The following is a 23,257-nucleotide window of genomic DNA, read 5'->3' as shown; positions in this document are numbered from 1 at the left end:
CCCCTTGGCGGAGCACCACACCAAGCACCGCTGGCCCCTGCACGCCAGGCATGTTGATCTCCCATCTGGTCGGGTGACCGGAGCGGCTGATTAGCTGGCGGTGGCGCGGATGGGCGCCACTGCGACCGACCGGGGAAGGGCACCGTGACTTCTTTCGACCCCTACGACCATGCCTTACACACCGACCCTTGGCCGATATACCAGCAGCTCCGGGACAAAGCGCCGCTCTACCGCAATGACGAGCTGGACTTCTGGGCGCTGTCGCGGCACGCCGACGTCGCCGCGGCGTTCCGCGACACTGACCTGTTCTCCAGCTCACACGGCCCCACCCTGGAGCAATGGAGCCCCAACGCGCACAAGTACGCCTCGTTCGTCGCGATGGACCCGCCACGCCACACCCAGATGCGCGCCCTGGTGTCAGCGGGATTCACCCCGCGCCGGGTCCGGGAGATGGAACCCACCATCCGGGAACTCGCCGCCGCCCACCTGGACACCGCGCTCGCCGGCGGCCCCACGTTCGACTTCATCGACTTCGCCAGCAAAGTCCCCATCGATGTGATCTCCACGATGATCGGTGTACCGCCCGCCGACAGACCCCAGCTGCGCACCTGGTCAGAACAGGTCATCGCCCGCGGCGTCGGCGACACCGGCATCCCACAGACGATGCGCCAGGCCAACAACGCGCTCGCCGGTTACTACACCGACCTGGTGATAACCCGTCGCGCCAACCCCACCGACGACCTCACCAGCGCCCTGATCGCCGCCGAGGTCGATGGCGCCCGCCTGCAGGTCCACGACATCGTCCCGGTACTCATGCTGCTCGGCATCGCCGGGAACGAGACCACCACCAAACTCCTCGGCAACGCCTGGTGCGCCGCGTGGCGTAATCCCAAGCAGCGGGACGCGGCATGGAACGGCAACATCACCGGGTGGGTCGAGGAGACCCTGCGCTACAACAGCCCCGGGCAGATGGCCGCCCGCCTGCTCACCGCCGACATCAACCTGCATGACCTCACCGTGCCGGCCGGGTCACGGATGCTGCTGCTCATCGGCTCGGCCAACCGCGACCCGCGGGTCTTCGCCCACCCAGACCGCTTCGACATCGGCCGCGACACCACGGCGGCGATCCCGTTCATCGTGGGCCCGCACTTCTGCCTGGGCGCCAGCCTGGCCCGCATGGAGGCGCGAATCATCCTGGAGGAACTCGTCAGAAGGCTGACCCCCGAGTTCCACATCGACATGGCCGCCGCCACCCGGGCGCACAACCCCAACGTGTACGGATTCGCCACGTTACCGACCACGGTCACTCTGCGCTGACGGGTGTCCCGTGCGATCACGCTGAAGGAGTCGGTGACGATGAGGGCTCGGTCAAACGACAGCCGATAGCAGGCCACGATCCCCAGGGGCTGCCCCGCCCCGAAACTCAACGCTGCGGGGAGGTCTGCCCCGGCGTGAACGAAGGCGTGTCCGAACAGGGGCAGCGGGATTGCCTGAGCTGTGGCTGGCGTCGACCTGGCCACCGCCCAAGCCATCGTCGGGCACGAGTCACCGACCACGACCGCCCGCTACGACCGGCGCCCGGAACAGCGACGCCGCGAAGCCGTCGACCGGCTGAGCCTGCCCGAGCCGCGGCGGCTGCGCCCCTGAGCGCCGAACAATGGCGGGAGTGCGAAACCGCAGTTCGCACCCGTACCCGCAGGTAACTTGCTGGGGTTCTCGTTCCGCGTGTCGGCTGGGCGCGGGGGTCTGCTAGCGCCAGGTGACGGGCTTGCTGAGAATCACGCCTAGAGGCACCGGATCGTCGGAGACGCTGATGGTCAAATCGCCAGTTAAGGTGCCGTCCATGCTTGTCGACGTGGCTTGCCAGCGGCCGACCAGGGTGGACGGCGCAGGCGATTGCACCACGACAACGATGGAATCCAAACGCAGCCGCTGATGAGGGCGCAGGTGCACCGCCGGGAAGGTGATCCTGGTGGAACCGCCGTTGTCGATCCGCGGCCGAGGCCTGCTCACCCGAGGCGGCGTCAGGAAAGGCCGAGACACGTTGAGGCCCGGCACGTGGGGAATGATCGACTCTTTCCGAGGCCCGTACGGTAGCGGTCGACGGGGCAGGTCCACAAACGGCTCGTTGGCCACCTGCGCCTGCGCCGGGCGGGGACGAACGCTGTGCACGTCCCCGGGAATATAGAGCTCAACTTCCACCTCGGCGAGGTTGGCCGGCAACGCGTTGACCAGCTCCAGATCGAGCGGAGCGATGTGAGCAGCCGCGCCAGCCACTATTAGGCCCGGCCAGTGCTGAGCGCATGCCCGTACGTACGCCTCGACCTGTTGACGGTACTCCTCCGGCGTGCGGGTCTCGGGCTTAGTCATGGCCTGGTCAATCGCCGAGAATACGCTCGGGCGGTCGACCAGCTCCCCGAAGTCGAAGGAACTGTAGGACCTGGGGGAACGGCTAGCGGCTTGCTTCTCTTCCCAGGAGACGAGCGATGCCATGGCATCACGGCGCCTGCCGGCTAGCCAGTTGTCAACGGCCTCCGAGCTGGTGTCAATCGGGCGTATAGGAGCGCCGGCTGCGACGCGCAACTCGACTTGAATCTCCTGGGCGCCTCGCTTCAATCGATCGCACAGAGCTTTCAGTTCGTGGCTCCTGGGCGGCCGTGTCGCGCCGTTGACTCGCACGAAGATGTCCCCGTCTCGGACGCCTTCGGACTCCTTGTGCATGCAGTAGATCGGGTCGCCCCATCGAGGCGGGTCGACGTCGACGATCAGTACCTGAGCAGTCACGTCTCCGCGTGTGAGCGGGACATAAGTCGCCCGCCAACGCGGCGGCTCCTCCTTGCCGAGGTATGGGGTCAGCCCCTGGTCCAGATCCACCACATCGATCGAGGGCATGCCAGGCAGCACTCCTGGGGAGACACCGACCACCAGATACGCCCGTCCCTCAGCGAAGCGGGCCGCCACGTCGGGCATGCGGTTGGCGAACCCGATAATCGCTCGAGCGAGATGCCACCAGCCCTGCTTCTTCTTCAGGTCAAGCGTCGATTTCCACTCCAGCCACACGCTCTCATCGGCGTCGCTGGCATCGAACACCGCATCGGCCAAAGCCACCAGCTCAGATGGGCGTGACGGGGCTTTGCTGATGTCGAAATTCAACGCCATGGTGGGGGATGTCCTCGCTTCCGCACAGGGTCGTATCAGCATGCCCTAGGCGGGCGAAAGGTGAGACCCAACGGGGCTACGACATCCGGGCGGTGTTTGCCCGCCCCGCCCCCGTTTGGGCATTGCCAGCCTTCTAAGCCGTCGTGAACTGCACGAATGGAAGCGAGACGTAAACCCCGGCCGTGTCCTACCTTCCGGATTCCCACGACTGGAAGGACTTCCCGCCCCGCATGGACACCCCCGATCGCCCCACCGGGCCGCGCCTGCCCACCCCCGAGTACGTCACGGAACCCGACTGCCTGACCCTCTGCGGTGGGATGGCGAGCCAGCGATGAGCAGCTATTCGGGGCGGGGTGTGGTCGCCCACTCCTCCCAGACGTCGGGGGGCTTTGCCATCATGCGTTCGGTCTCGTTCTGGATCTCTGATAGCGGGACGGCCATGACATCAGCCAGTCGCTGTGTGCTGCCTCCGAAGGCCAAGTAAGCCCGGACGACAGCGTCGCGGGTTCCCCGCAGCCGAGGCGCAAGCCGGTCCAGGCCACGCAGTGCCGCTGCCCAATCGCCGACCGTCGGTGCGGGAGAGCCAGCGTCACGCGAGTTCGCACCCGTGCGGAGCATGGCCATGGCCCACAAACAGCTATCGAGGATTTCCGCCATGAGGAGGGCGTCCCTGCCGATGCTGTGGGCTTCGGAAGCGGTCAGCCTGATGGTGATCTCCATGTCATCGTTGCCGTGAGGGTCACCAGGACGGTGGGAAACGGTCATAGTTGCTCCACTAGAGAAGGGGATCGAGCGGCGGCAAGGCGGCGTGAGCGAGCGTCACCTTGCCGCGCTGTGGTCGTGACGCGCCTGGGTGTGCGCCAGGCGGTAGGACTTGATGCCGGTTTCGATGATGTTGCCGCCGAAGGTGAGCCGGTCAACGATGGCCACGCAGAGGCGGGGGTCGGTGAAGGTCTTGGTCCAGCCGCCGAAGCTCTCATTGGAAGCGATCGCGACGCTGGCCTTTTCCTCGCGTTCGGTCAGCACCTGGAAGAGCCGTTCGGCGCCGCGGCGGTCGAGCTCCATGTAGCCGAGTTCGTCGATGCAGAGCAGGTCGACGCGGCCGTAGCGGGCGATTGTCTTGGTTAGCTGCTTGTCATCGGCCGCTTCGACGAGCTCGTTGACGAGCTTGGTGGCCAGCGTGTAGCGGACGCGATGATCCTTCATCGCAGGCCGGTCATCTCCTTTTCAAAACCCCGACTCCGCCGTAGATGCCGGTGTTCTCCGCAGTGATGTCCTCCCGGGGGCCCTCAGGCCGCCACCGGGGGATGAACACCACCCCCTGTGGCTGTCCTTCGGCTGCGGGCAGCAGGTCGAACCCGTCGAAGTACTCTGCGATCTGTGTGTAGGTGCGCAGTGTGGTGGAGTTCGACGCCCGGTCGTAGACCTTACGCACCGGCCGCCACAGGCTGCGGTCGTAGCCGTCGACGGTGGCGTGGCTGATCGCGAGGTGACTTCCAGGTGGCATGGCGTCGCGGAACACGCGCACGATGCCGGCGGGGTCGTCCTGGTCGGGGATGAAGTGCAGCAGGCCGATCATGAGCACCGCAACAGGTTCCTGCCAGTCCAGGAACGTGCGCACGATGGGGTTGTTCAGGATGTCGCGGGGTTTACGCGCGTCCCCGCTCACGACCCGCACAAGGTCGGAATCCTCGAGCAAGGCGCGTGCGTGCGTCAACACGACCGGGTCGTTGTCGACGTACACCACCCGCGCCCGCTGGGCGACCTCATGCACGTTACCGGCCGTGGGCAGGCCGGCCCCGATGTCGAGGAACTGCCCGATGCCCACCTCGCCGGCCAAGTACTGCACCACGCGCCGCAGGAAATGCCGGTTCTCCCGCATCGCGCCCCGGATATGAGGGCTGGTCTGGGTCAGGTACTCGGCTGCTTGCCGGTCAACGGGGAAGTTGTTCTTCCCACCCAGGACGTAGTCGTAGATCCGTGCGGGGTTCGGCACGTCAGCGCGGACGCCATCGGCCCGGTCCTGCTGCATTCCACACTCCTTGTAGTGGCTGGTGTGCGAACGGCGTGACGCCCCCGGCAGCGCGTGAACGGCTGTCTCATTGCCAGGTATCGACCGCGACCTGATGGCGGAGCCGGATAAGCACCTCACGAGAGGTCGTCGGGTCCAGAGCGTTCACAGCGAGTTGGGTATGCGCCTCGTGATACCTGCCGGTCTCACGTGGCGATGTCACCAGTTCGTCCATCATGTTGGCCTGGCGGACCACCGCCACATCCGGCTCGTCCTGGGGAAATCGCAGCAGGCTGAACGACCCGCGTTCGGGAAGCCGGCCCGTACGGGAGAACGGGACAACCTGCACGGTGATCCGGGGCAGCTTGGTCGCGCAGATCAACGCATCGATCTGGCCCACCTGGGCGTCGACGCCGGCCGGTGCCCGCAGCAGGGCCCCTTCGTCCAGCACCAGCCATAGATGCGGCGGAAGCTGGCGGTCGAGGATCTCTTGCCGGGCAAGGATGGCCTGCACCGAGTCCTCGACCTCACCAGGGGTACAGATCCACTGGCAGACGGCGCGCGCATACTCCTCGATCTGCAGCAAACCCGGCACCGACAGTGGCGCGTAGATCCGGATCGATGCCGCACGCGACTCCAGGTCGGCGGTTTCCTCGAACGACAGGGGAACACTGGTCGCATCCCACCACTGCTCGTGTGGATCGTCTCCCGCCAGCCACCCACGGCTGACCCCGAAGAACTGGGCGAGGGCAACCAGGTTGCGCAGCGTGGGGTTGGAACTCGCGCCGCTTCTCAGATCGGAGATCGTCGTGTGGTCGATTTTTGCGCCGCTCGCTTTGATCGCCCGCTCGGTCTCCCGGACACCCCACTCCTCACCGTTGGGTCGCCGCCGGGATTTGAACAGGTACTCAAGACGCTCGGCAAAGGTCGGGAGCTGAGGAAGAAACTCACGCATTCCGCACTCGACCTTCCCGGCAACAAACCGCCAGAAGCGATGTTGACACGCGTTGTGTAACAGGCGCAACATATACGAACTCACCGGTGGTGGATATATCCCCCAGCCTCATATTCGCCAGGAGACACACGTGGATGAGCGCCTCCGCCCCACCCGCAGACCCGACCCGGCCCGTGATGTCTCCCATCCCGTCCGGCGCGGCCGGTTATGAAGATCGACTCCGACGACGTCGCCGACCTGGCCGCCGGAGCCACCTTGCTGGGATCAGGCGGTGGAGGCGACACCGCCACGGTGGCCCTGATGCTCCAGCACACCCTGACCCGGCTGGGCCCGGTCCACCTGATCGAGGCGATGGAACTCTTTCCCCGCGCAATGGTGGCGCCGATCGCCGCCACCGGGTCGATCACCCTGCTGAGCGAGCGGCTCCCGGCCGGTCATGAATTCCAGCACGCCGTGACGACGCTGGGACAGACGCTCGGGACACCGGTCAGTGCGCTGATGGGGTTCGAAGTCGGTGGCGCCAACGCGCTGTTCGCCGTCGCGGCCGCCGCGTGGACCGGGCTGCCGCTCATCGACGCCGACGGCATGGGCCGCGCGTTCCCCCGCATCGACCAGGTGACGTTCAACGCCGCCGGCCTCAGCGCCACCCCCGCGGTGCTCGCCGACCCCCTGGGCAACCACATGGTCATCGCCCAGTCACGCGACAACGGTGATGCCGAACGCATGCTGCGCGCCGCCATGCCCTCCCTGGGGGGATGGGCGGCCACCGCCATCTACCCCATGCAAGCCGCCCAAGCGGCCCGCCATGCCATCACCGGCTCCATCAGGGGCGCGCTGGCCCTGGGCCGCCTGCTGCGCGCCGCCCAGCGCCATCGAAGCGAACGCGCCGCGATGCAAGCCGAATTCGACGCCGAACTGCTGTTCTCCGGCGGCATCTTGCAGGTGCTGCGCCATGCCCGCCCCCGCACCGGGGGCACGGTGACCATCGAACACCGTCGCGATTCCCGGCGGACGCTGCGCGTGGAAGTCGGTGAGGAGTATCGCCTGGCCATCGATGACGGGCGGGTCGTGGCCGCGGTCCCCGACATCATCTGCGTGCTGGACGCCCTCACCTGGCAGCCCATCTCCGCCGAACACATCGCCCCGGGCCGGGAAGTCGATGTGCTCAAGCTCCCCGCTCCGGTGCACTGGACCCTGCCCCAGGCCCGCGATCTGGTGTCCCCCCCGGCCTTCGGCCTGACACTGCTGGATGAAGACCTCGGCGGGCCCATCGCATGGCTGCGGTGACCGTTCGCGACCTGCTCAACGACGCCGTCCTCACCGGCCACCGGCTCATCGGCGGAGCAGACGGGCTCACCCACGTCATCCGCGACGCGGCGCTGGTCTCAACCGATGAGCTGAACCGGCTTCCCTCCGGGGCGGTCGCCGTCATGGACATCAGCACCACCAGAGGCCTGAGCCGTCAGCACCTGGTGGAACAGGTGCTGCTGCGCGTCCACCACCGCGGCGGTCGCATGCTGATCGTGGTGGGGAATCTGGAAGACCCCCCCCAGTCCATCATCCGCCTGGCCGACCGGTTGAACCTCCCGGTGGTCGCCGTGCAGGGCCCCTCACCGGCCGCCGTCGCCGCGCATGTCATGGCCGTGGCCCAGCAACCCGAACTGGCCTACGCACGGGTCCTGGGCATCGCCGCGCGCAAGCTGACCACAGCCGACAGCATCGACCGCATCTTGTCCATCGTCGGCGGCGTGCTGCACGCAAGCGTCGCGCTGGTCGCGGCCGACGGCGCCGTGATCGCCGGTGGCCTGCTTCACCTGCGGCCCGAAACGATCGACTGGTCCTCCGGCGCCATCATCGACAGCGTTCCCTCTCATGTCCTGGCCGCCTTACCCATCCACGGCGCGGACGGCCAGATGTGGCTGGCCTGCGAAGCCGCTCACGGGGGACCGGCATGGCAGGACACCGCCCGTACGCTGCTCCAGGTCGCCACCCTGGCAGTGGCCGCCTGGCTCGCCCGCCAGCGGCTCGCCGCCGAGCGCGACCGGACCCGGCTGCACGGCATGTTCACCGAGCTGCTCCAGCTCGACCCCCGTCAAGGCGTCCCCGAACCCCTCGCTGCGCAGGCCGCCACCCTGGGTGTCGCCTTGGACGGCTGGCACGTGGGACTTCATCTCACCTGGCACCGTGACTCCCTGCCTGACAGCAATGGCCAGGCCACCGCCACCCTGACCAGAGCATTGGCCACCGAGGAACTGGACACCGCGCTGATCACCCGCGCCGACGGCTGGTCGCTGTGGAAAACCTCCGCCACCCGATCCACATCCGCCGACATCGACCACCTGGTCGACCAGCTGCGTCGCTGCATCTGCTACTACAACGCCGCCGGGCACACACCGTTGGTCGGCGGCGTCGGCCAGCCGGCCGCCGGGCCCAGCGCCATTCCCGAAACGGTTCACCAGGCACAGCGCGCCGCCCGCGCGATCGCCACCACCGGCCAACCGGGCGCGGTGAGCTTCGTCGGTGACCTGGGAGCCCATCACCTGCTGGCCCAGGTGTACGGCGAACCCGCCTTCCGCGCCTACGCCCAACAACTGCTGGCACCGGTGCTGAAGGCGCCCGACTCCGCCGCGCTTCTGCTCACCCTCACCGCCTATCTGGGCAACAGCTGCTCACCGACCCAGACCGCCAAGGCAATCTGCGTGCATCGAAACACCGTCGCAGAGCGTATCGCCCGTATCGAGCACCTCCTGACCACCCCTCTCAAGAAGACCGACCAGCTGGCACTGCAGCTGGCATGTCGGTCACTTTCTCCCGCGACCGATGTAGCTGGGCCATGAACGCGGGACTTGTGGTCCGCGTTGACTCGTGTGCGCGGTACCGCGTGGTTTCGAACTTCAGGCGGTGAGAACATGCCCTTCGCGCCTGGTCGAACTCGCCGACATGCACCCGCTGCGGGCGAGCTCACCGGCAACGTCGCCGGGGCTTGCCCGAGGTGCGACGGCGCGGCGGCTTGGGCGGGGGAGTGGCGCTTGCCTGCTGGACCGGTGCGGACACCGACCTGGCTCTGGCTGCGGTGGCCGGGGGAATGAGACTCGGATCGGGGGAGCCGACCAGCAGATCGTGAGCCCACGGCTCAAGGCCGCGGTTGACCGCTACCAGAGGGCCGAGCACGACGGCGACCGTCTGCACATCGCCGTGGAACCCCGCCACGCTGATCGCGAGGTTGTCCTGGGGGTCCAGACGGGACCAGGCGATGTGGAAGCCGGCGTCGGCAGCGAGCTGGCTGAGGAAGGCTCGCTGCGTGCGGCCGTTGCCCTCTCGGAACGGGTGCAAAGCGTTGATCTCGGAGAAGTACAGTGCCAGCCCAGAGACGAAGCCTCTGTGGTCGGTTCCACGCAGCCAGTTGTCGGCGGCCAGGTTGGAGAACACCGCGGCGGCGTATCCCTCGATGAACTGGGGCAGGCAGAACACGTCCTGCTTGGCGATGCCCACGGTACGGATCTGCCCGGCCCACGGATACACATCGCCGAACAGGTGCCGGTGGAACCCTTGCAGGTGCGCCAGGTCGTAGCGCCCTTCGATCCGGACGATCCCGACAGCGACCTCGAAATAACGAAGCAACGCCACGTCGGCCTCGGCCCGTGCCATCAGCTTCGGATCGGTAATGCCAAGGTTGTTGCGCAGTACTCCACTGGCGGGATCAACATAAGGGTCACCCGGCCTGCCAGCAGACCTCGGTCCGCTCGGGAGGGTCATGCCCGGTAGTGCTCCAGGAGCTTTTCCACCGCAGCAGCACTGGACAGATCACCGGCGGCGACCTGCTCCATCAAGGCGATCGCCAGCGGGGTAGGGGTGAGCCCCTCCAGCCGCTGTGCCGCCACGGCCTCAGCCATCGCATCGGTGAGCTCGGTCTCATGATCCGACATGCGTAGATCCTCCTTCCCTCCTCTGTGTTGAGGCTATGTGATCTCGGCCTGGAAATGCTGGCGCAGCCACCCCAAGCAGATGAGAGACGGACAGGTCGGCCACCCCGGCAGCGCAAAGAACGCCGGTGCCGGGGACATCCGCTGCTATCGTCCGCGTTGTGAACCGGCTGGTGTTCGATCGACAACGGCCCTTGCGTCTGATCGTCACAGGCGGCGGGACCGGCGGGCACACCTACCCCGCGCTCACCGCGATCGGCACGCTGCGAGACAGACTCGGCGGGGCGGTGGAGGTCGTGTGGGTGGGATCGGCCAACAGCTTGGAGGCCCGCGTCGCAGCGGGGGAGGGGATCGAGTTCGCCGCGGTCGCCACCGGCAAGGTGCGCCGCTCGCGAAACCCGCTCGGGCTTGTTTCCCCGGCCAACTTGAGGGACATGGGTCGCGTCCCGCTCGGCGTCGCCCAGGCCCGGTCGCTCGTCGCCGGGTTCGGTCCTGACGTGGTGCTGGCCACGGGGGGTTATGTGGCGGTGCCGGTGGGTCTGGCGGCCAGGCTGTGCCGGCGTCCGTTGGTGGTGCACGAGCAGACGGTCCGGCTTGGGCTTGCCAACAAGATCTTGGCCCGCGCCGCGGCGCGGGTGGCGGTGTCGTCTGCATCGACCGTGCCGCTGCTACCGGAGCCGGTGCGCGGAGCCGCCGTCGTTACGGGCAACCCGGTGCGGCCCGAGTTGCTGTCGGGGAACCCGGACAAGGCGATCGCGGCGCTGGGCCTGCAGGGCATCGACCGCGCCCTGCCCACGGTGTATGTGACCGGGGGCGCCCAGGGGTCGGGGCAGATCAACGACCTGGTGCGCGGTGTCCTGCCGTGGCTGCTGTCCCATGCCAACGTCATCCACCAGTGCGGGCCGGCGAACTACCAGCAGATGCGCCGCCACGCCGCCGACCTCCCGGCCGGCCTGGCCGCCCGCTACCTGCTGACGGGCTTTGTCGGCCCGGAGTTGCCCGACGTTCTGGCCCTGGCCGATGTGCTGATCTCCCGTAGCGGTGCGGGGACGATCGCCGAGGTGACCGCACTGGGTAAGGCGGCTGTGTTCATCCCGCTGGCCTCGTCGGCAGGTGATGAGCAGGCGCACAACGCGCGGCACCTGGTTCAGGGCGGCGCCGCGGTCGCCTTGCTCGGCCAGGTGTCCGCCGATGCCCTGCGGGAGGCGGTGACCCCGCTGCTGGCCGATCCCGGCCGGCGCGCCGCTGTGGCCGAGCGGGCCCGCTCCTACGGTCGGCCGGACGCGGCCGACCGGCTCGTCGACGTCGTGCTGTCGGTGGCGGCCGGCCGCTGAGGTTCGCCTTGGCTGCGACGCCTGGGTCAGGTGCTGCCGGTGGACATGCTCCTGGTCCAGTCGCTGCGGTCGCCGAGGGCGGCGTTGTCCCGGCTGAAGTGGGTCACCGCGCGGGCGTCGTCCTGAGGGCGGGGGACGATCTGGTCGAGCCGGGGCAGGGTGTCGGAAATGAGCAGGCGCCCGTATCTCATCGACCGCTGCCAGACGTCGGTGACCTCGTCGATGTCAGGCCAGATGGAGAACAGGGCCTCGGCGATGATGGGGCCGGTGTCGATGCCGCTGTCGATGCGGTGGATCGTGATGCCGTGGACGGTCTCGCCATTGCGAAGTGCCCAGTTCACCGGCCGTGCGCCCCGGTACTCGGGGAGCCGGCCGGGGTGGCAGTTGAGGATCTGCTCGGTGTTGTCGATCAAACTCGGTCCGATGATCTTGTCGTAGAGCACGCTGAACACCAGGTGGCATCGCCCCGGTTCCAGCTCGCCCCAATCACTCGAGCCCAAAGCTGCGGGTCATGGGCCAGCGCTTGTGCGCCGACTGCTGCAGCGACGACAAGATGCGCGCTGCCTTCTTAAGTCGGACGCACATGGTGCGGGCGTCGCAAACGATCGCTGTCGGTCGCACACATGGTTCGGATGCACACGCAGGTCCGACCGTCTGCCGTCCTGGCGAGTCTCGCCGCAGTCGATGCCGGACCTGCAATCCTTCGCCATCAAACGGAACGAGGCGGCGAGCCGAACTCGGGCGGGCCGTGCAGGCGACCCGGGTGCTACTACGAGCGATGGCGGTGGCCGCCCGGATGGACACCTCCGCCACGCCGGCCTTCGGCGTGCGCAACCTGGCGCTGCTGTGCGGGCTGGACTACTCCACCGTCGCCAAGCACCTCAAGCGACTGCGCGAACACCCCGACCCCTTGATCGTGCGGATCGTGGCCGGACGTGGCCGGGCCGGTGACCGCTACCAGCTACGCGTACCCGACCGGTACCAAGCCGAGGCTGCCTGGCGGCGTTGGCGCGGTGGGCGCATCGAAACCGTGCACCCGGCCTTCCACGGCACACCGACCGTGGCATTGGTGTACGAGACGCTGTCGAGCGAGCCGACCGGTGCCGCCGAGCTGGGCCGCTTGGCCATGCTCAGCTCGAGTGCCACCACCGACGCGCTGCGCACCCTGGCCGCCTACAAACTGGCCGAACGCGGCCCGGCCGGCTGGCGACGCGGAGACCGCAGCCTGGACCAGGTCGCCATCGAGACAGGCGCTGACACCGACCACGCTCGGCGCCTGGCGCTGTATCGCGAGCAACGGCGCATCTGGTGGCAGCTGCTGGATTCCTGGCAGACAACCGACACCGTCCCACCACAGGACATCGATAGCGCAGCCGCCTCCCTGGTGCCCTGGCCCCGGTCACCCGACCGTGCCGATCTAGACCTGGAGACTGCCAATGAGGTCGACCAGTTGCCCGCTGGCGTTCCCGAGCTTGACGCGTTGGTGCTGCTGCAGGCCACTCTCGGCGCGGTGGTAATCAAACCCCGGCATAGACCCGAGCCCAGCGTGAACGACCCACCGAGCGGGCAGCGCCTGCCGTACCCAAGGAGGCAAGCCAACACGGACGACCCGGACGACGATGCCGACGCTTTGCCCACCCGGCGATAGGTGTCTGACAGTGTGTGGCCGAGGCCGTGCTGTTGATTGACGTTGGGAGGATTGGTACGGATTTTGGCGGTAGAGCTGGAGATGCTGCCGCTTCTGCAGCTCAGGCGCATCGGCTCCTGTCCGGAGACACCCGACAGAATGCGGGCTGGGTCCCCGGAGTGAGCGCAAAAGGCCACGACTCGCCGGTGGAGTGGGGGTCTTTAAACTTAATGTCTCCTGGGGCTTTGGGTCGGCACGGGGAAGGAGCGTCGTGGGTCGCTTCGGATTTTGGGCTGTCGCTCGTGCGGTGAGTCCCAAATCCCTGGCGGCCGTGGTGAGCCTCGGCGTAGTCTTCCTGCTGCTCGCCGTGACGGGTGGGCCTGTCAAGGCGCTCGGCCTGGAGCTCCCCGCTCTCACTCAGCCGTCCCTGAGAGTTGCCTTCACGATCCTCGGCGGGTCGCTGCTCGTTGTGGCCGCCATGGTCTGGCTGGTTGGGAAAGGGAAGGCCACGCTCGTGGGTGACCGGCACATCGTCGGCCTGCCGCCGAGAAACCGGCATTTCATTGGCCGTCAGGAGTTGCTGGTGGCGATCTGCTCTTTGCTCCAGGACGAGGGAGGATGGGGCGCGTGCGTGCTCTATGGGGCCGGCGGGATCGGCAAGACCCAGTTGGCGGTGGAATACGCCTACAGGAATGTCGACCGTTACGACCTGATCTGCTGGATTCCCGCCGAACGCAGGGCCGTCCTCGTCAGCCGGCTGGCTGAGCTCGCCCGGTTCTTAGACCTGGAGGAGAGGTCCGATCCCACGCTGGGAGCACGCGAGGTTTTGGACCAGCTCAGGAGGCGATCCCGCTGGCTGCTGATCTTCGATGACGTAGGGTCGGCGGAGGATCTCACCGATTGCTGGCCGTCCGGATGCTCAGGGCATGTGCTGGTGACGTCGCGTCACACCGTGTCGGAGCAACTGTCCCCCGCCGTACCGGTTCCCGTGCTGAATCGATCGGAGTCGGTCGCCCTGCTGTCGGGCCGGAGTGGTCTTGGTGAGCAGGGGGCGATTGGCGAAATCGCGGCCGAACTTGGCGATCTGCCGCTGGCGTTGGCGCAAGCCGGCGCCTACATCAGACAGACGGGGATGTCCCCCGCCGATTACCTGGCCACGCTTCGCTCTGAACCCGCGCAGCTTCTCAACAGAGGAAAAGCGTCGTTCTATTCGCGGTCGCTCGCCGCCACCGTCGGAATGGCCGTCGAGGCGGCGGCGGCGACGGCCGCGACGTCGTCCGCCGTGTTGAGCCTGTGTGCGTTCCTCGCACCCCAGGACATACCTCTGGAACTGCTGGCCGCTGCCACTCAAGGGAAGACCGGTGTCCTTGACCGCGTCGACGCTATCGGGGCGCTCACCCGTCATGCCCTGGTCACCGTCGACGGCGACGGCGCGGCGGTTTCCATGCACCGTCTCGCTCAGAACCTGGTCAGGGACCGGCTCTCCGCTGGGGAGGCCCGCCAGTGGTGTGGCGAGGCGATGACGGTCGTCGGCACGGCGTTCCCGAAGAAGGTCCATGACCCGGCGTCGTGGCCGACCTGTGGTCGTCTGTTGCCGCACGTCCTGGAGGTGGCGGTGCATGCGGAGCGCCATGACTTGGATCTCGCCCGCCGTGCGGACCTGCTGGAGCGCGCCACGACGTACCTGCGCAACCGCGGTGAGCTCAGGTTGGCGGCGTCGCTGCTGGCGGTCGGTGGTCCCGGGGCCGAGACACGTCCCGAAGACGCCACAGCCCTCGCGCTTCTCCTGCGCACCCGCGGCCGGATACTGGTCGATCTCGGCAAGCCGGTGGAGGCCCTCCCCGAGCTCCGGCGGGCGCTGGATGCCGACCGGGCCGCGTCGGGTGAACGCGGCGTAATCGTGGCCGACGACCTGCGGGAACTGGCCAACGCCCTGCAGGAGATCGGCAGGTTCGCCGAGGCTCGGGAGTTCTTCGAACAGGCCGTCTCGATCCGTCGCGATGCCTACGGTGAGGACGATTGGCGTGTGGCATGGTCCCGCCGCGAGCTTGGCCGGGTACTGCGCAAGCTCGGTGACCTCGACCGCGCCCGCGTGGAGTTGGAGCTCTCGTTGGCCGCTGACCGGACCAATCTCGGCGAGCGTCACTGGGGTGTGGCGGTGATCCATCGGGAACTGGCGAGGGTCTACCGGGACGGGGGTAACTTCGTCCAGGCGATGAGCCATATGTCGCACGCCCATGACGTACTCCTCGAGGTCTACGGTCGGCGCCACTGGATCGCGGCATGGATGATCCGCGAGCGGGCTTGCCTGTTACGAGACAGGGGAGACCTGCGCCGAGCACGGCGCGAGTTGGAGACAGCGGCGGCCGTGGACGCTGCTGCTCTCGGTGAGGATGACTGGCGCGTCGGCGAGGATCATCGCGAGCTCGCGGCCACTCTGCGGCTGATGGGGCGCCTACCGGAGGGCGAGAAGCACGCTCGGCATGCCCTGGCCGTACATGACACCGCCTACGAGGGCCGGCACTGGCGCGTGGCCGAGGATCTACGGGAACTCGGCCGGATCCTCCGACGGCGAGGCGATCTACCGGCGGCGCGGGCCACGCTCGATCGGGCGCTCGCCATCGACACCGGCCTGTTCGCTGAGGAAGACTGGCGGGTCGGGGAGGACCTTCGCGAGCTCGCCACGACCTTGCGCATGATGGGCGATCTGTCCGAGGCGGAAGGGCACATCCGGCGGGCCATCGCCGTGCACGAAGCGGCGCTGGGCCCACGGCACCGCTGCCTGGCGAGCGACCATCAGGAACTGGCCATGCTGTTGAAGGAGCAGGGGAACGACGAAGTGGCCGCATGTGTGGCCGCCCAGGCAGAGGCTTTCGAGCGCGAGTCCGTCCGCTTCGGGACAGCCGCAATTCCTCCCAGTACGTGACAGGAGGCACGATCCCATGGGACTCCTGCTCGACACGGAGGAGTTGCGCCGCCGCGTGGTCGACGGGTGGATCGGCCTCTACAACCCGTACCCGGCCGAGGCCGTGGACCTGTTTCACGGCAACCCTCTGCTGCCCCCTCCGGCCTGTGTGGCCGAGGCACTGCGCGATCTCGCAGACAGTGTGGCCACGGACGCCGACCCCGCGCACGCGGTGCTCCTCCATCCGTACCGCGCACCGGAGATCATCGCACCGGAGTTGGAAGAGGCGGCGGTGGACGACCTCGCGCGCGACGGCGTGCCCGTGCGTCCTGGCCGGCGTGAGGTGGTGTGCGGCGTCGGCGTCACGCAACTCATGGCCGCGCTTCTCCAGGCGTTCGGGGACAGCGGAGGCGCGGTGCTCTTCCCGACGCCGACCTATACGTTCCCGCTCCTGGCCGCGGCTCAGATCGGTGGCCGCGCCATTTTCCTGACTCCGTCGATAGGGGAGCTGGGCTACGAGGTCGACGTCGACCGGATCGCGGCCGCGCTGGAGGCCCACCGCGACATTGCGGCGCTGTTTCTGGTCAACCCCGGCAACCCGACCGGCGAAGTGCTCTCCCCCCGGAAATTGGCGCAGATCGCCGAGGTGGTCGCACGGCACCCGCATGTCGTCGTCATCGTCGACGAGATCTACCGGCACATGATCCTTAATGGCGACGCCTTCCAGTCCTTCGCCGCGATGATGTTCGATCGGACGATTACGCTACGGGGACTGTCGAAGTGCTACGGTCTGGCCCGGCTACGGGTGGGCTACGCGGCCGCGGCCCGCGACCTGCTCGAAAGCATTGCGATACGAACCTTCATCTGGTTCAACACGGCCGCACCGAGCGAGGTGGACCAACTCCTCGGGGCCGCCGCGTTGCGCTGCACGCCGCCGTCCTACTTCGCCTGGGTGGTCCGCACGTATCGCGACCTGCTCGAGGTTGTTACGGCGCGGCTCGCGCAGATCAACGAACGGACTGACGGCATGGTCGAGTACGTACGGCCCGCTGCCGGCTCCTTCGTCCTGTTGCGCATGCCGAAGGTGCGAGGTCGGATGACCCGTGACGGTCAGGTGCTCCTGCGCGATGGCGACCTCAGCCGATCACTCCTTCGCCGTGGACTGGCCGTCGTGCCCGGGTCGGTTTTCGGCATCCCTGAGTACGACATGGTGGTGCGCATCACCTTCACCTCGCCGTTGAACGATCTCCTGGCGGGCTTGGACATTCTGGAATCACTGCTGGTCGAGACACGGACGAGATGACCACCGTCGACTTATGCCAGCAAATCCCTGCGTGTCTCCTCGAACTCGGCGCGCAGGTGCGCGAGGCGCTTCGCATAGTCCTGGGAGTCCGCCGCGGTGGTGTACGTCTCTGTATACGGCGGCACTCTGACGGTTCGGGATGAGCCACCAATGGGATCTGCCGGATTGATGGCCTGGACGTAGTGGAAAAGCTCCCGGGTTCCGCTCCGGGCCGGGCCGGGGACCACCGATTCGTACGAAGCGAGAAAGTCGGCCGTGCCGCGTTCGAGCCAGATCTGCAGGGGCCCGTCGTCATCGACGGCCTTGTAGAGGTACGCGATGGTCAGCGCCACCGTCGCCCCTCTGAACCGAGCCTCGGGACCGCCGGTCGCGCCGAAGTGTGCCCGGATCCTTTCCCGGAGAGACCGGTCCATCGATCGTCGGTGATACTTCTCGTATGACCCCCGCAACAGGGTGATCGCGGAGCGCAGTTCGTTCTCGGGAAAGCGGGACGCCCTGAGGTCAGACAGCACCCTGGCCGCTGCCGCGCCGTCCTGTCCCGCCATCTCGACCAGCACCGAATTGATGGTGCTCTCCTTCGAAAGCTTGTACCCGGCTTGTATCAGCAACTTCCCGATGCGCCGAATCGCATGCGATGGTTCCACTGTCCAGCCCTTCCGGTCACCAGACGCCACGTTTCGAGGCTACGGGTAATCGGACCGGGGCGGCGCGGCAGCGCCGGGGGTCGCCGCAGGGGAATTTCTTGCCGCCGGTGGTGGCACGGCACGGCCCTGGACCCCAGCGCCGAGGTAAGAAATATCCCTTGAGTTCTCTCGCTCTGCTTCACACATTGCCTCGGCTTGGCGTCGAACGACATGAGCGGGCGGATGAGGGAGTGTCCACGGTCAGCGTAGACCGGGACACGCGCCAACTCTCGGAGAGCGAATGGAGAACGAGCAGGTGGCCGAACCGGCGGAGAACCCTTTGCGGTTCAAAATGGCGAACCAGGGCTTCCTAAGACGGGGGGGAAGTGCCAGGCGCGGCAAGGTTCAGAGCATAGAGGGGATCCTGGAGGACTTAGAACGGCAGTCATCCATATACAAGAAGATCATCCTCACCCGAATCGATAAGCGCTACGTCGACGACGTGTGGGGCGAGGCGCGCGTGAGGATGGCCGCCTATCTCAGGGCCGGCAACATCGTGGACAACCCCGCGGCCTACATGACGAAGGTGTGCATCAACTGCGCCTACGACGAGCTCAACAAGATCAAGAAGCGCGCCGAGAAGCTCCTCGGCGATGACTTCTCCGTCCTGCAGTCGGGCGCTCTCCAGGGCGATGAATCCAGCCTGGGCTACCGCACCGTCAAGGACGTCCTGGACGACGTCCTGACCAAGCGCGATCACACCGCCTACGTACTCCGGCACGTTTTCCACCTGAACGGCAGGGAGATCGCTCAGGCCATGGGCTGGTCGCACGACTCCGTGCGCCAAGCCCTCCGCCGCGCACAAAAGATCTTGGATGATCCAGAGGTCCGGCGGCGCTTCGACTACCGGCCGCGCAACTTGGAGAAGTGAGGTAGTTCCCCTCCCGGATCTGCGTACGTGCCCGACCCCTCACCGGGTGAACGGCGCAGATCCGAGTGGGGCCCTAGCAACGGCTCCAAGCAGAAGGAGATGGCTGATGAGCCCAAGAAACGAAGGAGAGGAAGAGGAGACACTGTGGATCTCGTTCGCATGGTGAGCATGCTGTTCAACGCGTTCATTGGGGCGAGGTGTACCCGGTTAATCCGGTACATCGAAGACCTGCGCACTCCGCAGCCGGTATGGCAAGGCCTCCCGGGAGAAGCAGCCACGCGGGAGGCGAAGGAATCGCCGACCGCTCTGATGCATGGCCGTCGGACAGTGGATGGGCTACCAGGGGGCGTTCTGTCTAATTGACAGGTACAAGCGCCCCTAAGTAGCTGACATCGGCCGGTACCTCATTTCACAGTCGGGGTACCGGCCGATGTCGTGTCAGATGACGGTGCACGACACATACCTCCGGGAGACCGCATGACCGCCACCCCCGAGCCCCAGACGCTGTCCATCGACGGTGTCCCCGACGACATCATCAAGGCTGCCGAGATCGACCTCGCCGAGCAACGTGCCGCTGTCAAGGTGGCCAAGGACCGAGTACGTCAGCTCCGCCGCAGGGAGCGTCGGCTCCGCCGTCGAGCACAACTGCACGCCCTGCGCCGAGGCGCCCGGGTCACAGCCATGTACGGTCTCATCGTCACCGGACTGATCTTCTTCGTCATCGCGGGAAGTCTGCTCATCAACGGCCAGGGGAGCGGCCTCGCATGGTTCGCCGGGGGCACGGCTGCCTGGAGCACAGCAGCATCCCTTCGCCGTTGACGGATCCGTCGGCAGCGGCCTGGACCTCGACCTGGACGCCGAGCCGGAGCGCCACGACGGGCTCAACCGCTGCGCTAATTTCGCACCCAGCTTCCCCGAAGGTCGAACGCGCGGCGACTTCACTCGCGTTGGGCTGCTTACGCACTGACCGTTCCGTTGTCGATCAAGTCCCGCACCCTTGTCGAACCTGCGCTAGTCCCGGGGGGCGATGTGACAAGTAGGCCCGGGACACCTCACGCGCCGACGACCACCGCGATGCTTGACGAAACCCCAGCTACGAGATCACCTCGTTCATGAACGTGGCGGTCCCCACGAAGGCGGTGGCCCCGCACAGGATCGCGGTAGGCCAGCTCTTACCCTCCTTGAGGACCAGGGCGACAGTGGTAGTCGCCGCGCCGGCCCGCCGCCGTCGACGCCGACGTGCTGGCCATCGCCCGCGACCGCCGGGCCCGCGGGGAGTCGGTCAGCGTGATCGCCAAGCACCTGGGGATCGGCCGCTCTACGCTGTACCGGGCGCTGGAGGCCGACGAACCAGTGCCCGCCGCACAGGCGCCGGCCCTGCCCGTCCCGGCCGAGGCCGGCGGATCGGAGGAGGAGGTCCAGGACTCCACGCCGCCAGGCCTCGCGGTCACGCTGCAGCCGGTCGTGGTGGACCAGCAGGACGATCGCGAGGTGGTGCCGTGGACCAACAACGCCGACCCGATCCGTCGGCCCCGCTGGTACACCGACGCCGAACTGGCGGCCGTCCAGCTGGCCTCGACCGGGGATGGCGGGTACTGGGTGATCGTGGCCGGGGAGCGGCTGGGCCTGGTGTAGCCGCATCGCACGGTGACCGGGGGCCGCTCGGGGTGGGAGGCGCGCCGCCGCGGCGGTGGGCTTGCCTGGCATCTGGGCGCCGGGGTACGCGGCGGCGGCACCCACCCGGCCACCCGCAAGGCCGCCGTCACCGACTTGATCGCCGATGTCCGCCACGCCTGGACCAACCTGCGCGAGCAGCAGGCGCTGGAGGCCGGCGACCCGGTGGCCACGGACACGGCCGCGGACTTCTGACGCGCGTCCCTCATGGTGCCCCCTGTCAATCTCTGAAGTCGCCTGCACCGCTGTCCGGACTCCGGTGCACAGTGATGCTGCCTTCGCCGAAGAGTTGGCCGTCACCGCGGGCGCGGTGAACGCGGGAGTGGAGGCATCCGGCGAGCATCTCTGGCCGCGCGGCGCTGTGCGGCGGCAATGAGTCTGCGACGCGCCGCCTTCATGCCCTCCCATGCCGTGCGCCCGGTTGAGGTTCCCCTTGCGGAAGCCTCGCGAGGGTGGCTGTGGAGCTCCTGCGCGAGGTCCCGCCCTCACGTAGGGGCGGTACCTCGCCACGAGTTCTGCAATCAGTCGGTGGGGTCGCTGCTAAGGCCCATAATCTCCTGGAGGACACGGGTGGCCGCACGGCGGGCCGGGAAGCTGTTTCGAGTGGTCAAGGTGCCCGAGTCGGAACCGGTCGGCGCAACCACGCCGGCCCGCGACCAGATCGGGTTCTTCCAGGCGAAGACATCACTCTTGCCGTCTTCAGTGCCAAGCACTTTGAAGGCCACCTCGGGGTCAATGTGTTCGGCGTACATGGTCGACATGGCGCCGATAAGCCCGTAGATCACTACGGCCGTGGAGGCGATGTTCGCCGAACGCTGCGCCTGGCGGACGGGGGTTGACAGTTTTCCGTACTCAGGGCGGACCTTAACCAGGGAGTTCCAGGCGCTTATCAGCCAGCTCGACTGAGCCTCGACGTCGGCGGCCGTCACCGGGCCGCCCTTCCAGGACGTCTCGAGCGCACGGCTGATCGTGTTGAAGGCGGTGAGCTTGTGGGAGCTTGCGGACACCGAGTTGGACAGCACCTCGATGTTGTCCTGCCCGAGGTGCTCGCTGCCGTTGACCAGGCGGCGGGCGAGCTCCTGCTCCTTAGTCTCGGAGTAGGCGTACTTCGCGGTCGAGTCGTTCACCTTGTCCCCGCGGGTGTTGTAGATCGTCGCGACCTTCTTGGCTGTGTCGTCATCGACCAGCCAGATTCGCACCTGGAACCGGGTGTCGAGGTTGAAGCTGCCCAGTGGATTGTCGGCCGCTTGCAGGATCGCCTTGATGCGCGAGAGCGAGTCGACCGCGCAGTCCAGCGTCCCCTCGGTAATGGTCAGATTGGTCTGGCCGCTCTCGTCGTCATACCAGGTCTCGTACTCCGACTTGGACGGATCGAGGCGGATCGAGATGTTCCCGATGATGGCGTCGTTGTTGAGCAGCTCGCTGGTCCACTTGTTGACCTTGGTCTTGGTCTTGCCGACTAGCTTCTCCTGCATATGCGCCGGCCGAATGTTGCCCGTGAGGGTGAGCAACTTGCGGCGGTGAAGGTCAACGAGATACCGGCCCGTCATCTGCGTCTCGATGTGAACGCCGCCGGCATCGTCAACTTCGTTGACGTTGACGATCACTAGCGGGTGTGTTGGCTCGTCCAGGTGCTGCGTGGTCTCGATCATGGTGGCGCTCCTCGGCTCGGGGCGAAGCGCTCGGTGCGCCTCAGGGAGCCAAGATACGTGTCATACGTGTGCTGTGTCAAAATTACGTGTGATAGCCGTATGTCACGTGCTCGGTCAAAGTCTTACGTGTGAGCCACGAGAAAGGAGTCTGCAACCCGGCTCGAGGCCCGGCGGGCCGCCGAGCGAATGGCCCGCGACGCCGAAGCCGACAAAGAGCGGCAGGTCCGCACGGCCTGGCGTGAGGTCGTCGAGCACGAGGGCCGGCGGGCGGCCGCCGAGCAGCGCGCCAAGCGAGCAGACCGCCGCCGCCACCCACGCCCAGCAGCAGCGCCAGGCCGAATGGGAACGCGCCGAAGCCCTCGCCAAGGCCAACCGGGCGCTGGAGAAGACCAACCGCGACCTGAAGGCCACACTCTCGGCCGCCATCGCCCGCGCCGAAGCCGCCGACCAGGCCCGTGCCGTCGCCGACGGCCAGGCCACCGACGCCAAGGCCTCCGCCGCGGCCGCCACCGGGCGCGCCGAGCTCGCCGACCGGCGGCTGGCCGACACGTCCGCCGAGCTCGCCCAGACCCGCCAGGAGCTCGCCCACACGCGTGACGAGCTCGCCCAGCTGCGCACGGAGCTGGCCACCGCCCAGGCCTCCGCGGCCGCTGCCGAGCAACGGGCCGACGACGTCCGCGCCGACGACGTCCGCGCCGACGCCGCCCGGGAACGGGAGGCGCTGCGCGAGGGCTACGAGGCGCGCATCGCCGCGCTGCAGGAGACCCAGACCGAACTGCGCCAGCGAGCCGAGCTCGCCGAACTGGCGGCCGCACACCAGAGCGGCAAGGAGGACAAGCGGTGAGCTACAGCGCCGAGCAGATCCGCCAGATGGTGCTCCACATCGAGGAGTGCGAGCAGTGCTGTGGCGACGATGAGGAGGTCCGCGCCGGGCTGTTCGACGAGAGCCTGCCGCCCGAGGAGCTCGCCGACTACATCGCCGACACTCACTCGGCGCAGTGGAAGGACGTCATGAAGCGCGCGGCCGCCGACGAGGAGACCTGACACCCGGGCACCCCGGCCACACGCCCGCGCCAGCGCCAGCTGCAGGCGGGGCGAGGTCGTTCTGGCACACCGCCGATCAACCACCCACCGCACGGTTTACCCGCGGCTGCGCCGGC

At 67.5% G+C, this 23,257-nt stretch carries 23 protein-coding genes and 1 pseudogene; 14 read left to right on the top strand and 10 right to left on the bottom strand.

Annotated features, from left to right (window positions below; genetic code table 11):
- Positions 1–144: 144 nt before the first annotated feature.
- Positions 145–1,317, top strand: coding sequence for a cytochrome P450 (locus ABD810_RS23160; protein ID WP_344944049.1), 1,173 nt, complete (start codon positions 145–147; stop codon positions 1,315–1,317).
- 180 nt (positions 1,318–1,497) lie between these two features.
- On the top strand, positions 1,498–1,647 hold the full coding sequence (locus ABD810_RS23155) for a hypothetical protein (protein ID WP_344944046.1): 150 nt from the start codon (positions 1,498–1,500) through the stop codon (positions 1,645–1,647).
- A gap of 102 nt (positions 1,648–1,749) precedes the next feature.
- On the opposite strand, the gene ABD810_RS23150 is transcribed toward ABD810_RS23155, so the two are convergent.
- The 5 genes from ABD810_RS23150 to ABD810_RS23130 form a co-directional block, all read right to left on the bottom strand.
- Complete coding sequence (locus tag ABD810_RS23150; protein ID WP_344944043.1) at positions 1,750–3,159, bottom strand: AlbA family DNA-binding domain-containing protein; 1,410 nt, start codon at positions 3,157–3,159, stop codon at positions 1,750–1,752.
- Between the two features lie 339 nt (positions 3,160–3,498).
- On the bottom strand, positions 3,499–3,924 hold the full coding sequence (locus tag ABD810_RS23145; RefSeq protein ID WP_344944041.1) for a hypothetical protein: 426 nt from the start codon (positions 3,922–3,924) through the stop codon (positions 3,499–3,501).
- Positions 3,925–3,978: 54 nt separating this feature from the next.
- Positions 3,979–4,365 (bottom strand): ATP-binding protein, encoded by a 387-nt coding sequence (locus tag ABD810_RS23140; RefSeq protein WP_425566942.1) that lies wholly within the window; start codon positions 4,363–4,365, stop codon positions 3,979–3,981.
- A 10-nt stretch (positions 4,366–4,375) separates the two neighbouring features.
- Entirely contained in the window at positions 4,376–5,191 is an 816-nt protein-coding gene (locus tag ABD810_RS23135) for an SAM-dependent methyltransferase (RefSeq protein ID WP_344944038.1), read from the bottom strand.
- Between the two features lie 67 nt (positions 5,192–5,258).
- Positions 5,259–6,125 carry a Scr1 family TA system antitoxin-like transcriptional regulator gene (locus ABD810_RS23130; protein WP_344944035.1) on the bottom strand — a complete coding sequence of 289 codons (867 nt, stop codon included), beginning with the start codon at positions 6,123–6,125 and terminating at the stop codon, positions 5,259–5,261.
- A gap of 207 nt (positions 6,126–6,332) precedes the next feature.
- On the opposite strand from ABD810_RS23130, the gene ABD810_RS23125 reads away from it, so the two are divergent.
- Positions 6,333–7,412 carry an S-methyl thiohydantoin desulfurase family protein gene (locus tag ABD810_RS23125; RefSeq protein ID WP_344944033.1) on the top strand — a complete coding sequence of 360 codons (1,080 nt, stop codon included), beginning with the start codon at positions 6,333–6,335 and terminating at the stop codon, positions 7,410–7,412.
- Entirely contained in the window at positions 7,409–8,962 is a 1,554-nt protein-coding gene (locus ABD810_RS23120) for a PucR family transcriptional regulator (protein ID WP_344944030.1), read from the top strand. The genes ABD810_RS23125 and ABD810_RS23120 overlap by 4 nt, the downstream gene beginning before the upstream one ends.
- 124 nt (positions 8,963–9,086) lie before the next feature.
- Here the strand turns inward: ABD810_RS23120 and ABD810_RS23115 are convergent, their stop codons facing one another.
- Both ABD810_RS23115 and ABD810_RS23110 read right to left on the bottom strand, forming a co-directional pair.
- Positions 9,087–9,773, bottom strand: coding sequence for a Fic/DOC family protein (locus tag ABD810_RS23115; RefSeq protein ID WP_344944027.1), 687 nt, complete (start codon positions 9,771–9,773; stop codon positions 9,087–9,089).
- Positions 9,774–9,877: 104 nt separating this feature from the next.
- Complete coding sequence (locus tag ABD810_RS23110; protein WP_344944025.1) at positions 9,878–10,051, bottom strand: antitoxin VbhA family protein; 174 nt, start codon at positions 10,049–10,051, stop codon at positions 9,878–9,880.
- A 191-nt stretch (positions 10,052–10,242) separates the two neighbouring features.
- Between ABD810_RS23110 and ABD810_RS23105 the strand changes: the two genes are divergently transcribed.
- Positions 10,243–11,382 (top strand): UDP-N-acetylglucosamine--N-acetylmuramyl-(pentapeptide) pyrophosphoryl-undecaprenol N-acetylglucosamine transferase, encoded by a 1,140-nt coding sequence (locus tag ABD810_RS23105; protein WP_344944021.1) that lies wholly within the window; start codon positions 10,243–10,245, stop codon positions 11,380–11,382.
- 26 nt (positions 11,383–11,408) lie between these two features.
- Here the strand turns inward: ABD810_RS23105 and ABD810_RS23100 are convergent, their stop codons facing one another.
- Positions 11,409–11,882, bottom strand: coding sequence for a formyl transferase (locus ABD810_RS23100; RefSeq protein WP_344944018.1), 474 nt, complete (start codon positions 11,880–11,882; stop codon positions 11,409–11,411).
- A 278-nt stretch (positions 11,883–12,160) separates the two neighbouring features.
- On the opposite strand from ABD810_RS23100, the gene ABD810_RS23095 reads away from it, so the two are divergent.
- The 3 genes from ABD810_RS23095 (at position 12,161) to ABD810_RS23085 (ending at position 17,217) form a co-directional block, all read left to right on the top strand.
- Positions 12,161–13,030 carry a hypothetical protein gene (locus ABD810_RS23095; RefSeq protein ID WP_344944015.1) on the top strand — a complete coding sequence of 290 codons (870 nt, stop codon included), beginning with the start codon at positions 12,161–12,163 and terminating at the stop codon, positions 13,028–13,030.
- A 250-nt stretch (positions 13,031–13,280) separates the two neighbouring features.
- Complete coding sequence (fxsT, locus tag ABD810_RS23090; protein ID WP_344944012.1) at positions 13,281–15,935, top strand: FxSxx-COOH system tetratricopeptide repeat protein; 2,655 nt, start codon at positions 13,281–13,283, stop codon at positions 15,933–15,935.
- A 16-nt stretch (positions 15,936–15,951) separates the two neighbouring features.
- Positions 15,952–17,217, top strand: a complete 1,266-nt coding sequence (locus ABD810_RS23085; RefSeq protein WP_344944009.1) for a pyridoxal phosphate-dependent aminotransferase — start codon at positions 15,952–15,954, stop codon at positions 17,215–17,217.
- 11 nt (positions 17,218–17,228) lie between these two features.
- Here the strand turns inward: ABD810_RS23085 and ABD810_RS23080 are convergent, their stop codons facing one another.
- Positions 17,229–17,861 (bottom strand): hypothetical protein, encoded by a 633-nt coding sequence (locus ABD810_RS23080; RefSeq protein ID WP_344944006.1) that lies wholly within the window; start codon positions 17,859–17,861, stop codon positions 17,229–17,231.
- A gap of 280 nt (positions 17,862–18,141) precedes the next feature.
- Here ABD810_RS23080 and ABD810_RS23075 point away from each other — a divergent pair, with 280 nt between their 5' ends.
- From ABD810_RS23075 to ABD810_RS23060, 4 genes and pseudogenes are all read left to right on the top strand, one after another.
- On the top strand, positions 18,142–18,771 hold the full coding sequence (locus tag ABD810_RS23075) for an RNA polymerase sigma factor (protein ID WP_344944003.1): 630 nt from the start codon (positions 18,142–18,144) through the stop codon (positions 18,769–18,771).
- Between the two features lie 477 nt (positions 18,772–19,248).
- Positions 19,249–19,590 carry a hypothetical protein gene (locus ABD810_RS23070; protein WP_344944000.1) on the top strand — a complete coding sequence of 114 codons (342 nt, stop codon included), beginning with the start codon at positions 19,249–19,251 and terminating at the stop codon, positions 19,588–19,590.
- Between the two features lie 408 nt (positions 19,591–19,998).
- Positions 19,999–20,406, top strand: a pseudogene (locus tag ABD810_RS23065) (helix-turn-helix domain-containing protein); the annotation flags it as partial.
- A 12-nt stretch (positions 20,407–20,418) separates the two neighbouring features.
- Positions 20,419–20,640, top strand: a complete 222-nt coding sequence (locus tag ABD810_RS23060; protein WP_344943998.1) for a hypothetical protein — start codon at positions 20,419–20,421, stop codon at positions 20,638–20,640.
- A 326-nt stretch (positions 20,641–20,966) separates the two neighbouring features.
- Here ABD810_RS23060 and ABD810_RS23055 read toward each other — a convergent pair whose 3' ends face one another.
- The gene (locus tag ABD810_RS23055; RefSeq protein WP_344943995.1) at positions 20,967–22,097 is read right to left on the bottom strand and encodes a ParB N-terminal domain-containing protein; all 1,131 of its coding nucleotides are present in this window, start codon (positions 22,095–22,097) and stop codon (positions 20,967–20,969) included.
- A 238-nt stretch (positions 22,098–22,335) separates the two neighbouring features.
- Between ABD810_RS23055 and ABD810_RS23050 the strand changes: the two genes are divergently transcribed.
- Positions 22,336–22,941 (top strand): hypothetical protein, encoded by a 606-nt coding sequence (locus ABD810_RS23050; protein ID WP_344943992.1) that lies wholly within the window; start codon positions 22,336–22,338, stop codon positions 22,939–22,941.
- On the top strand, positions 22,938–23,141 hold the full coding sequence (locus tag ABD810_RS23045) for a hypothetical protein (protein WP_344943989.1): 204 nt from the start codon (positions 22,938–22,940) through the stop codon (positions 23,139–23,141). Before ABD810_RS23050 ends, ABD810_RS23045 begins: the two co-directional genes overlap by 4 nt.
- The last annotated feature ends 116 nt before the right edge of the window (positions 23,142–23,257 follow it).

Source organism: Sphaerisporangium flaviroseum (genome assembly GCF_039537005.1).
GTDB classification, from domain to species: Bacteria; Actinomycetota; Actinomycetes; order Streptosporangiales; family Streptosporangiaceae; genus Sphaerisporangium; species Sphaerisporangium flaviroseum.
This window is presented reverse-complemented; position numbering and strand designations above follow the sequence as displayed.